The 11,410-nt window shown below is 73.2% G+C and carries 7 protein-coding genes; 3 read left to right on the top strand and 4 right to left on the bottom strand.

Annotated elements, in window-relative coordinates:
* The first annotated feature begins 221 nt into the window (after nucleotides 1-221).
* Nucleotides 222-1,838 carry a peptide-N4-asparagine amidase gene (locus ABT129_RS07635; protein WP_351897836.1) on the top strand — a complete coding sequence of 539 codons (1,617 nt, stop codon included), beginning with the start codon at nucleotides 222-224 and terminating at the stop codon, nucleotides 1,836-1,838.
* 58 nt (nucleotides 1,839-1,896) lie between these two features.
* On the opposite strand, the gene ABT129_RS07630 is transcribed toward ABT129_RS07635, so the two are convergent.
* The 3 genes from ABT129_RS07630 to ABT129_RS07620 form a co-directional block, all read right to left on the bottom strand.
* Complete coding sequence (locus ABT129_RS07630; protein WP_351897834.1) at nucleotides 1,897-3,336, bottom strand: Gfo/Idh/MocA family protein; 1,440 nt, start codon at nucleotides 3,334-3,336, stop codon at nucleotides 1,897-1,899.
* A gap of 240 nt (nucleotides 3,337-3,576) precedes the next feature.
* Entirely contained in the window at nucleotides 3,577-6,501 is a 2,925-nt protein-coding gene (locus ABT129_RS07625) for an FAD-binding and (Fe-S)-binding domain-containing protein (RefSeq protein ID WP_351897831.1), read from the bottom strand.
* A gap of 39 nt (nucleotides 6,502-6,540) precedes the next feature.
* Entirely contained in the window at nucleotides 6,541-7,020 is a 480-nt protein-coding gene (locus ABT129_RS07620) for a MarR family winged helix-turn-helix transcriptional regulator (RefSeq protein WP_351897829.1), read from the bottom strand.
* Between the two features lie 90 nt (nucleotides 7,021-7,110).
* On the opposite strand from ABT129_RS07620, the gene ABT129_RS07615 reads away from it, so the two are divergent.
* Together ABT129_RS07615 and mltG are read left to right on the top strand one after the other, a co-directional pair.
* On the top strand, nucleotides 7,111-8,988 hold the full coding sequence (locus ABT129_RS07615; RefSeq protein ID WP_351897826.1) for an ABC transporter ATP-binding protein: 1,878 nt from the start codon (nucleotides 7,111-7,113) through the stop codon (nucleotides 8,986-8,988).
* 291 nt (nucleotides 8,989-9,279) lie between these two features.
* On the top strand, nucleotides 9,280-10,170 hold the full coding sequence (mltG, locus tag ABT129_RS07610; protein ID WP_351897824.1) for an endolytic transglycosylase MltG: 891 nt from the start codon (nucleotides 9,280-9,282) through the stop codon (nucleotides 10,168-10,170).
* Nucleotides 10,171-10,239: 69 nt separating this feature from the next.
* Here the strand turns inward: mltG and ABT129_RS07605 are convergent, their stop codons facing one another.
* Nucleotides 10,240-11,358 (bottom strand): NAD(P)-binding domain-containing protein, encoded by a 1,119-nt coding sequence (locus ABT129_RS07605; RefSeq protein ID WP_502981689.1) that lies wholly within the window; start codon nucleotides 11,356-11,358, stop codon nucleotides 10,240-10,242.
* Nucleotides 11,359-11,410 lie beyond the last annotated feature (52 nt).

Genomic DNA, 11,410 nt, shown 5'->3' with positions numbered 1-11,410 from the left:
GGTCTCCGGGTCTTGTCTGCGGTCTGGTCTGCGGGAACGCGCGCCGGGGGTGGGCGACGGCGGGATGCGACGGCGGGATGGGCGACGGTGGGGAAACCGTGCAAGGTTCGCTTTTTCCTCGCGGAGCGGCAATCGATTTTCCCCACGAGGGAACAGATCGCGCCATATCCGATCATCGTCCTCTGGACCGCACGGGACCGACCGCGCTTCACTTCCGCCCCATGAGATCACTCAAGATCATGAGCATGCTCAGCGGTCTGATTCTCGCCGCGGGCGCGCTCCTCACCGCCCACCCGGCCGCCGCCGAGGGCCGGGACGGTCCGACCCCGCCCGCCGAGTTCACCACCGACTGGCACGACCCGGTCACCGCCGCCCCTCCCGTCGAGACCCCCGGCACCCGCAGCTGCGAGGTCACCCTCGCCGCCGCCCGGTTCCGCGACTTCACCCCCTACCAGGGGAACTACACCCCGCCGAAGGAGTGCGGCACCGGCTGGAACAAGGTCGTCCTCCGCCTCGAAGGCAGCGTGAAGGGCCGCCAGTACGACCGCCTCGGTCACCTCAGCGTCGGCGGCGTCGAGATCCTCCGCACCTCCACCCCGCAGCCCTCGCCCGACGGCATCACCTGGTCGGTCGAGAAGGACGTCACCCGCTACCGCGACACCCTCAGCCGCCCCGGCCCCGTCGAGATGCTCATCGGCAATGTCGTGAACGAGACGTACACCGGCGTCCTCGACGTCCGCGTCACCCTCACCTTCCACACCGCGCGGGGACGCGTGAAGCCCGCCGCCGGCACCCCCGACCGGGTCCTCCCGCTCACCGGCGCCACCCTCACCACCCCGCGCAACACCGAACGCGTCCTCGCCGAGGTGTACGCCACCGGCTCCGGAGGCGGCTGCGAGGAGTACTGGTACCTCTCCGTCCCGGACGCCGCCCCCTACTCCTGCCGGGCCGGCGACGGCCCGCACCGGGAGGTCCGGGTCTCCGTCGACGGACGCCTCGCCGGCATCGCCGCCCCCTTCCCCACCGTCTGGACCGGCGGCTGGTCCAACCCCTTCCTCTGGTACGTCACCCCCGCGCCGCGCGCCTTCGACGTCCAGCCGGTCGTCTACGACCTGACCCCCTTCGCGGCCCTCCTCAACGACGGCCGCGCCCACCGCGTGGAGGTCACCGTCGCCGGGGTCCCCGCCGGGCAGACGGGCTGGTCCACCCCCACCAACGTGCTGCTCTGGCAGGACGAGGGCAGCAGGGTCGTCACCGGCGGCCTCGACCGCCACGAGGAGACCGCCCCGCGCAACTCCTCCGTCCACACGGCGGGCACCGCGGACACCCTCCACCGGCTCGACACGGACGCCGGCCACCGGCTCACCGTCGCCGGGCATCTGAACACCTCGCACGGCCGCGTCGCCACCACCGTCGACCGGACCGTCGCCCACACCTCCGTCCACCGCTGGGGCGAGGGCGAGAACCCGGACGCGTTCACCGCGCGCTGGACCGACCGCGAGACCGTGACCAGCGGCCGGACCGTCACCCGCGCCGACCGGACGTACACCATGGACGGCGAGACGACGATCGGCGCGGGCGACCGGCTGCGCACGGTCCTCACCCTCGCGGACCGCGCCGACACGAGCGTCCTGCGCGACGGACGGCGCCTCTCCTGGTCGCGGCTCGACGACACGTACACCGGGGACGCGACGTACACCACCGGCGTCCCGCGCGACCAGCGGCACGCGGTCGGCACCACGCACGCGCGCTACCGGCTGTACGGCTCCGACGGCTGTCACGACCGCAGCCTGACGACCGTTCAGGGCACCGTCACCCGGGACCTGCGGCGCTGCTGAGCACCGCGGTGCCCGGCCCGCAGCCGCCGTCGCGGAGCGGGCCGGGCACCACGCGGTATCAGGCGGGCTTCACCGAGTCCACGCCCGAACGCGCCTTGCGCCACTCGCCCCGCGTGAAGTCGGGGATCTCCTGCGGCGCGCCCTTCGCCCTGATCGAGGCGTGGCTGAGCGGCACCGGCGCCGTCCAGGTGGCGGCGTCGTACACGTCGAAGTCCGGCGGCAGACCGAGCCGCATGCACTGCATCAGGCGGTAGACCATGATGTAGTCCATGCCGCCGTGACCGCCCGGCGGGTTGGCGTGCTCCTTCCAGAGCCAGTGGTCGAACTCGCCCGCGTACGCGGCGAAGTCGCCCCACTGGTCGTCCTTGTGGTCCGGCTCGATGTAGACCCGGGCCGGATAGTCCTCGAAGACGCCGCGGGTCCCGCCCAGGCTGTTCACCCTGCTGTACGGGTGCGGGGTGGAGACGTCGTGCTCCAGACGGATCACCCGGCCCTTGGCCGTCTGGACCAGGCTGATCGTCCGGTCGCTCCCGATGTACGTCTCCTTGAAGCTCGGGTCGCCGGCCGGCATGTTCTCCTCGCGGTACTCGGCGAGGCCGAGGGCCGGTGTGCCGAAGCTGCTGATGCTCACCGCCCGGTCGCCCCGGTTGATGTCCATGTAGTTGGCGACGGGCCCGAAGCCGTGGTTCGGGTAGAGGTCGCCCCTCAGCCTGGTGTGCCAGAGCCGGCGCCAGGGGCCCTCGTAGTACGTGGGCGAGAACATCAGCGCGCGCAGGTCGTGGTTGTACGCCCCCGCGCCGTGCAGGAGCGTGCCGAACTTGCCCGCGTGCGCCATCCGGAGCACCCGCATCTCGTTCCGGCCGTAGCAGCAGTTCTCCAGCTGCATGCAGTGGCGGCGGGTCTGCTCCGAGACGTCGACGAGCCCCCACAGTTCGTCGAGCGTCATCGCGACCGGACACTCCACGCCGACGTGCTTGCCGGCCAGCATCGCCGCGCGGGCGATCGCGTAGTGGCTGTCCCAGGGGGTGGCCACGTGCACGAAGTCGACGTCGGAGCGGGCGCAGAGGTTCTTGTAGTCCTCCTCGCCCTTGGTGTAGACGGCGGGGGCGGGCTGTCCGGCGGCGACGACCTTCGCCGAGGCCCGCTCGGCCTTCTCGCGCACCGGGTCGCACACGGCGACCACCCGCACCCAGGGCAGCGCGAGGTAGAGCCCGATCATGCCGTTGCCGCGGTTGCCCAGGCCGACGAGGGCGACGCGGACGGTGGAGCGGCCGGGGAAGGGGACCCCGGCCATGGTGGGCCCGAGGCGCTTGCGGGCGGTCGTGGCGTCGGACGGCGCCTCGGCGGTGGCCGACTCGGGTGCCGCCGGGACGGCCGCGGCGGCGGCCGGGGCGTTCAGGCTGCCGAGGGCGCCGATACCGATGCCCGTCCCGGCCGCGGCCGCCGTGGTCCTGAGGACCTTGCGACGGCTCGGGGTGTGCGGTGTCTGCTCGTTCATGGAACCTCCCGGAGCTGCGTGCACGGCTGTTTCATGAATCCCGCACAGGACCCTGGCCCCGGCGACCGGCGGTCCGCAAGGGCGCCGACAGGACTCTCGTCATGGGTGGTTGGACTTTACTGTTCCGGATCTCGTGCCGGGCATCACCGGGCGCCGACCATCACCCGAACAGGCGAAGGGCCCCTCACCGCACGGGGTGAGGGGCCCTCCGACCGGGTGTGACCGGGGTGTGACGACGGGTCAGGGACGCGTCGCGTGTTCCAGGGCGAGGAGCACCGACCCGTAGCTCCGGCCGGTCGCCCGGTCCATCCCGATCTCGCACATCCGATTGGCCGAGAAGTGCGCGTCGAAGGGCCGGGCCGTCACCTCGGCCGCCTCGCGGGCGGTCGCCGAGGCTGTCAGCTCCGGGTGCAGCATCCCCCGGTCGCCGGCGAAGGCGCAGCAGCCGGCGTCGGCGGGGACGACGACCTCCTCCGCGCAGGCGCGGGCCAGCTCCGTCAGCTTCTCCTCGTCGCCCAGGTGCCGCATCGAGCACGTCGGATGGACCACGGCGGAGCCGACCCGGCGGCGCACGTCGAGCCGGGGGAGCAGCTCGTCCGCCGCCCACACCAGCGAGTCGACCACCCGCAGCCCGGCGTGGAGCGCCCGGTTCTCCTCCGTCAGGTACGGCACCACCTCGTGCGCGATGCCGAGCGTGCACGAGGAGGCGTCCACCACCAGCGGCAGCGTCCCGCCCGCCGTCCACCCCCAGGCCGCCTCGACGATCCGGTTCGCCATCACCTCGTTGCCCCGCTCGTACCCCTTGGAGTGCCAGATCGTCGCGCAGCACGTTCCGGCCACGTCGTCCGGGATCCACACCGGCTTCCCGGCCCGCGCCGACACCGCGACCACGGCCTCCGGGAGGGAGGGGCCGCGGGTGCCGTCCGGGTTGCCGAAGATGCGGTTCACACAGGCCGGGTAGTAGACGGCGACCGCCGCCGGACGGTGGGTGCGGGGCAGCCGCCGCGCCGCCGCCCCCGGGATCTGCGGCAGCCACTCCGGTACGAGGTCGGTGCTGACCGCCCGGCGGGCCAGCCCTGTCACCGACTCCAGGACCCGGTCGCCGATCCTGTCGGCGGCGGCGACCGCGAGGCGGGCGGAGGCCTCGGCCGCCCGGAAGTTCTTCGCGGCGAGCGCGGCGACCCGCTCCTCGCGCGCGGTGTGCCGCTGGTGCCGGAACTCCTTCATCAGCGCGCCCGTGTCGATGCCGACCGGGCAGGCCAGCTTGCAGGTGGAGTCGCCGGCGCAGGTGTCGACGGCGTCGTAGCCGTACGACTCCAGGAGGCGCGTCTCGACGGGGGAGCCGTCGTTCTGCCGCATCATCTCCCGGCGCAGCACGATCCGCTGGCGCGGAGTGGTCGTCAGGTCGTGGCTGGGACAGGTCGGTTCGCAGAATCCGCACTCGATGCACGGGTCGGCGATCCGCTCCACGGCCGGGATCGTCTTGAGGCCCCGCAGATGGGCGTGCGGGTCGCGGTCCAGGACGATCCGGGGGGCGAGCACCCCGTCGGGGTCGATGGCCTCCTTGATCCGCCACATCAGGTCGGTCGCCTTCGTCCCCCACTCCAGCTCCAGGAAGGGAGCGATGTTGCGGCCGGTGGCGTGCTCCGCCTTCAGCGAGCCGTCGAAGCGCTCCACGGTCAGCTTGCAGAACTCGTCCATGAAGCCCGCGTACCGCCCGACGTCCCGGGGGTCGGCCGCGTCGAAGGCGAGGAGGAAGTGGAGGTTGCCGTGGGCCGCGTGGCCGGCCACGGCCGCGTCGAAGCCGTGCTGCGCCTGGAGGTCGAGCAGGTCGGCGCAGGCCTCGGCGAGCCGGGCCGGGGGCACCGCGAAGTCCTCGGTGATCAGGGTCGTACCCGAGGGGCGTGTGCCGCCGACCGCCGTCACGAAGGCCTTGCGGGCCTTCCAGTAGCCGGAGATCCGCTTCGGGTCGCGGGTGAACGTGTTCTCCACGGAGGCCACCGGGGCCACCAGGTCGAGCCCGGCGAGCACCTCGTCCGCCGCCCGCTCGTACGCGTGGAGGGCCGCCGCGTCCGGTGCCCGGAACTCGACCAGGAGCGCCGCCGTCTCCCGGGGCAGCTCCGCCCAGTCGGCGGGCACGCCGGCCACGCTCACCGAGGCCCGCAGCGTGTTGCCGTCCATCAGCTCGACGGCCAGCGCACCGGCCTCGTTGAACCCGGGCACGGCGGCCGCGGCCGCCGGCAGGGAGGGGAAGAAGAGCAGGGCCGTGGAGACCTGGCGGTCGAGCGGCAGGGTGTCGAAGACGACCTCGGAGATGAACCCGAAGGTGCCCTCGGAGCCGACCATCAGCCCGCGCAGGATGCGGACCGGGGTGTCGCCGTCGAGGAAGGCGTCGAGCCGGTAGCCGTTGGTGTTCTTGATGGCGTACTTGGCGCGGATCCGGTCGGTCAGCTCGGTGTCCGCCTCGATCTCCGCCTTGAGCGCCATCAGCTCCGCGCACAGTCGCGGCTCGGCGTGCGCCAGTTGCTCGTCGGCGTCCGGGTCGGCGGTGTCGACGACGGTGCCGCTCGGCAGGACGAAGGTGAGCGAGGAGACGGTCCGGTACGAGTTCCTGGTCGTCCCGGCCGTCATCCCCGAGGCGTTGTTGGCGACGACCCCGCCGATCGTGCAGGCGATGGCGCTGGCCGGATCGGGCCCCAGGACCCGCCCGTGCGGGGCGAGGGCGGCGTTGGCCCGCACGACGGTGGTGCCGGGGCGGATCCGGGCCCGCGCGCCGCCGTCCAGGACCTCGACGCCCGTCCAGTGGCGGCGCACGTCGACCAGGATGTCCTCGCCCTGCGCCTGTCCGTTGAGGCTGGTCCCGGCGGCCCGGAAGACGACCTCGCGGCCCTTGCCGTGCGCGTACGACAGGATCGCGGAGATGTCGTCGATGTCCTCGGCGACCACGACGACCTGCGGGACGAAGCGGTACGGGCTGGCGTCCGAGGCGTACCGCACCAGGTCGGAGATCGTGGAGAGGACCTTGCCCGGACCGAGGAGCTCGGTCAGCTCCTCGCGCAGCCGTCTCGGCGTGCCCCGGGCGTGGAGCTCCGGCACGCGGTCGGGAGCCGGGGTCCGCTTCGTGCCGGGGCGAAGGGCCTGCGGGTTCGGCTCGAACAGCGGCATGTCACGGCTCCCCTTCGGCGCGTCCGCGCTCCGGAGGGGTCAGCAGCCGCCCTCCGGGCCGGGGTCGACCAGGGCGGTCAGCAGACCCCCGAGCACCTCGCGCTGTGCGGCGGTCAATGGAGCAAGGATGTCCTCTGCGGCCGCCCGGCGCGCGCTGCGCAGCTCCCGCAGCGTGGCGCGGCCCGCGTCGGTCAGCTCGATCCGCACCACCCGCCGGTTGTTCGGATCGGGCACCCGGCGCACCCGGTCGACGGCCTCCAGACCGTCGACGAGACTGGTCACGGCGCGGGGGACGACCTCCAGGCGGGCCGCGAGATCGGCCATCCGGGGCGGCTCCCCGAAGTGCGCGACCGTGCGCAGCAGGCGTGACTGGGCGGGGGTGATCCCGACCGGCTCGAGGTGGCGCTTCTGGATGCGGTGCAGGCGCCGGGTGAGCCGCAGCAGCTGCTCGGCGAGGAGGCCGTCGGCGTCGGGTCCACCCGGACGGTCGGATCCGGTCGGGACGGCGGAGGTGCTCATACGGGAACAATATCAGGACCCTGTTCATTGTGAGTATAGGTAACAATGAGCTAAGCTCTCATCGACATCACCGAACCCTCGAAGGAGCCCATGCGCCCCCACGACCAGTCCGACTGGACGCCCCCACCGCGCGACCCCGGCCAGCCCAAGGAGCCCGCGCAGGTGCGGCGCATCCTGCGGCTCTTCCGCCCCTACCGCGCCCGCCTGGTGCTCGTCGGCCTCCTGGTCGGCGCCGCCTCGCTCGTCACGGTCGCCTCCCCCTTCCTGCTCAGGGAGATCCTGGACACCGCGATCCCGCAGGGCCGCACCGGGCTGCTCAGCCTGCTCGCCCTCGGCATGATCGCCACCGCCGTCCTGACCAGCGTCTTCGGCGTGCTCCAGACCCTGATCTCCACCACCGTCGGCCAGCGCGTCATGCACGACCTGCGCACCGGGGTGTACGAGCAGCTCCAGCGGATGCCCCTCGCCTTCTTCACCCGCACCCGCACCGGCGAGGTCCAGTCCCGCATCGCCAACGACATCGGCGGCATGCAGGCGACCGTGACCTCCACGGCCACCTCGCTCGTCTCCAACCTCACCGCCGTCGTCGCGACCGTCGCCGCCATGCTCGCCCTCGACTGGCGCCTCACCCTCGTCTCGCTGCTCCTGCTGCCGGTCTTCGTCTGGATCAGCCGGCGCGTCGGCAACGAGCGCAAGCGGATCACCACCCAGCGCCAGAAGCAGATGGCCGCCATGGCCGCGACCGTCACCGAGTCCCTCTCGGTCAGCGGCATCCTGCTGGGCCGCACCATGGGCCGCTCCGACTCGCTGACCAGGTCCTTCGCCGCGGAGTCCGAGCGCCTCGTCGACCTCGAAGTGCGCTCCTCCATGGCCGGACGGTGGCGGATGTCCACCATCGGCATCGTCATGGCCGCCATGCCCGCCCTGATCTACTGGGCCGCCGGCGTCGCCCTCGGCGCGGGCGGGGCCGCGATCTCGCTCGGCACGCTCGTCGCCTTCGTCTCGCTCCAGCAGGGCCTCTTCCGGCCCGCCGTCAGCCTGCTCTCCACCGGCGTGCAGATGCAGACGTCCCTCGCGCTCTTCCAGCGCATCTTCGAGTACCTCGACCTGCCGGTCGACATCACCGAGCCCGCCGAGCCCGTCCGGCTCCCCGTGGTCCGCGGCGAGGTCGTCCTGGAGAAGGTCGAGTTCCGCTACGACCCCGAGGCCCCGGGCCGCCCGACCCTGGACTCCGTCGACCTGACCGTCCCCGCCGGGGGCAGCCTGGCCGTCGTCGGCCCCACCGGTTCCGGCAAGTCCACCCTCAGCTACCTCGTGCCCCGGCTGTACGACGTCACCGGCGGCCGCGTCACCCTCGACGGGGTCGACGTGCGCGACCTGGACTTCGACACCCTCGCCCGCGCGGTCGGCGTCGTCTCCCAGGAGACGTACCTCTTCCACGCCTCCGTCGCCGACAACCTCCGCTTCGCCAAGCCGGACGCCACCGACGAGGAGATCGAGGCCGCGGCCCGCGCCGCCCAGATCCACGACCACATCGCCTCGCTCCCCGACGGGTACGACACCCTGGTGGGCGAGCGCGGCTACCGCTTCTCGGGCGGCGAGAAGCAGCGCCTGGCCATCGCCCGCACCATCCTGCGCGACCCGCCCGTACTGATCCTCGACGAGGCGACCAGCGCCCTCGACACCCGTACGGAGCATGCCGTGCAGCAGGCCATCGACGCCCTGTCGGCCGGCCGCACCACCCTCACCATCGCCCACCGGCTCTCCACCGTGCGCGACGCCGACCAGATCGTCGTCCTGGAGGCGGGGCGGATCGCGGAGCGGGGCACCCACGACGAGCTGCTCGCCCGGGACGGGCGGTACGCGGCCCTGCTCCGGCGGGACGCCCAGAGCGTGACGGGCGCCGGGGGTGCCGTCGGCGGTACCGAACAAACGAACGTGGGAGCGGTTGTTCCCCAGAACGTGTGATCGTTCCGGGATCCGTTGCCCAACTCCCGTACGGCGTCGGATGATTGCGGTGCGCGATCGACGGGCTGCAGACCGTGACCGCGTCGTCCCACACCGATGTACCTGTACGAGGAGAAGCACCACCATGAACGTCATCACCGATCTGCTCGCCGGCGTCCTCCACTTCCTGGGCTGGCTCGTCTGACGATCGCAGTGCCCCGGCGCCGTCGGTCCCCCGTCCCAGGGGACCGGCGGCGCCGCCGCGTGCGCGGGGTCCCGGGATTCACGCGGAGGTGGGGTTAGCGTGCGGCCATGACGTACCGGCCGCCGTCCCCGTACGCACCCCCGCGCCGTTCCCGCCGCCTCTCCCTGCCCCGGCCGCCCCGCCGCCCCCGGCTCACCCGGCGCGGCCGGACCGCGCTCCTGCTCGGAGCCGTCCTCGCCGCGGCCGTGGCGATCGCCGTCCCCCTGCTGCTCCTCCGGGACGAGCCGGTCGTCGAACAGCCCCGCACGCTGCTCGTCCCCGAGGGCCGGCGGGCCGGCCAGGTCTACACGGCCGTCGACCGGGCGCTCGGCCTGGCCGAGGGGACCACCCGGAGGACCGCGACCGCCCCCGGCACCGGGCTCCCGCTGCCCGCCGAGGCCGGCGGCAACCCCGAGGGCTACCTCTTCCCCGCGACCTATCCCGTGCTCCGGGCCACCACCCCCGAGGGGCTGCTCCGGTTCATGGTCGACACGGCGGGCAGGCGCTTCGGGACCGCCCGGGTGGTCGAGGGGGCGAAGGCGCACGGACTGAGCGTCCACCAGACCGTGATCGCGGCCAGCATCGTCCAGGCCGAGGCCGACAACCCGGAGGACATGGCGAAGGTCGCCCGGGTCGTCCACAATCGGCTCGAACGGGGCATGGCCCTCCAGATGGACTCGACGCTCAACTACGCCCTCGGCCGCAGCACCGTCGACACCACGTACGAGGACACCCGGCTGCGGAGCCCGTACAACACCTACGAGCGGAAGGGCCTGCCGCCGACCCCGATCGGGAATCCGGGGGACGAGGCGGTGGATGCGGTGATCCGCCCGGCGGACGGCGACTGGCTCTACTTCGTCACGGTGGCCCCGGGGGACACCCGCTTCACCGCCGACTACGCGGCCCACCAGGTGAACGTGGCCGAGTTCAACGCCAACCGGAGCGCCGAGAAGCGCTGAGGCCGGGGCCTCGGAACCCGGGGGCCGTACCTGAGGCCCCGGAACCCGGGGCCTCAGGTACGGCCGGAGTCAGGCCGTGACGACCGGGGTGGCCGCCGGAGTGCCGGTGGCCGGGTCGCGGCGGAGCAGGCGGCGGATGTCGGCGACGGCCGCGCGGCCCGCCCGGTTGGCGCCGATCGTCGACGCCGAGGGGCCGTAGCCGACGAGGTGGACGCGCTCGTCCCGGACCGCGCGCGTCCCCTCGACCCGGATGCCGCCGCCCGGTTCGCGCAGCCGCAGCGGGGTCAGATGGTCGATCGCCGCCCGGAAGCCCGTCGCCCAGAGGATCACGTCCACGTCGACGGTCCCGCCGTCGTCCCAGGCCACACCGGTCGGGGTGATCCGGTCGAACATCGGCAGCCGGTCCAGGATCCCGCGCGCGCGTGCCGCGCGGATCGCGTCGTTGACGGGGAGCCCGGTGACCGAGACGACGCTCTGGGGAGGCAGCCCGAGCCGTACGCGCTCCTCGACGAGCGCCACGGCCGCCCGGCCCTCCGCCTCGCCGAAGGGGCCCTCGCGGAAGACGGGCTCGCGCCGCGTCACCCAGAAGGTCTCGGCGGCGACGTCCGCGATCTCCATGAGGTGCTGCGTGCCGGAGGCCCCGCCGCCTACGACGAGCACCCGCTTCCCCGCGAACCCCTCCGGGCCCGGATAGCCGGCGGTGTGCAGCTGGCTGCCCCGGAAGGTCTCCTGGCCGGGGTAGCGCGGCCAGAAGGGGCGGTCCCAGGTGCCGGTGGCGTTGATCAGGGCGCGGGTGGCGTAGGGACCCTCGGAGGTCTCCACGAGCAGCCGACCGGCTTCGCCCTCCCGGACGGCGGTGACGTCGACGGGGCGGTGGATCCGCAGGTCGAAGGTCTGCTCGTAGGTGTCGAAGTACGTGCCGATCACCTCCGACGAGGGGCGGGCGGGGTCGGCGCCGGTCAGCTCCATGCCGGGCAGCGCGTGCATCCCGTGGACCTTGCCGTACGTGAGGGAGGGCCAGCGGAACTGCCAGGCGCCGCCCGCCCGCGGGGCGTGGTCGAGGACGACGAAGTCCCGGTCGGGCTCCAGGCCGGCCCGGCGCAGGTGGAAGGCGGCCGAGAGGCCCGCCTGTCCGGCGCCGACGACCACCACGTCCACCGTCCTGGGCCGCCGCGCGTCCGCTGCCACGGCCTCGACCCCCGCCACCGTTTCGACCCCGAATTCGTTCACGGTTCTACCA

The organism is Streptomyces sp. NPDC002057 (assembly GCF_040296665.1).
In the GTDB taxonomy this organism is placed as follows: Bacteria; Actinomycetota; Actinomycetes; order Streptomycetales; family Streptomycetaceae; genus Streptomyces.
Note: the sequence above shows the minus strand (reverse complement) of the source record. Positions and strands in the feature narration are given on the sequence as shown.

Coding starts and splice junctions, on each gene's coding strand:
- ABT129_RS07635 (WP_351897836.1), top strand. CDS start 222: ATGAGATCACTCAAGATCATGAGCATGCTCAGCGGTCTGATTCTCGCC.
- ABT129_RS07630 (WP_351897834.1), bottom strand. CDS start 3,336: ATGAACGAGCAGACACCGCACACCCCGAGCCGTCGCAAGGTCCTCAGG.
- ABT129_RS07625 (WP_351897831.1), bottom strand. CDS start 6,501: ATGCCGCTGTTCGAGCCGAACCCGCAGGCCCTTCGCCCCGGCACGAAG.
- ABT129_RS07620 (WP_351897829.1), bottom strand. CDS start 7,020: ATGAGCACCTCCGCCGTCCCGACCGGATCCGACCGTCCGGGTGGACCC.
- ABT129_RS07615 (WP_351897826.1), top strand. CDS start 7,111: ATGCGCCCCCACGACCAGTCCGACTGGACGCCCCCACCGCGCGACCCC.
- mltG (WP_351897824.1), top strand. CDS start 9,280: ATGACGTACCGGCCGCCGTCCCCGTACGCACCCCCGCGCCGTTCCCGC.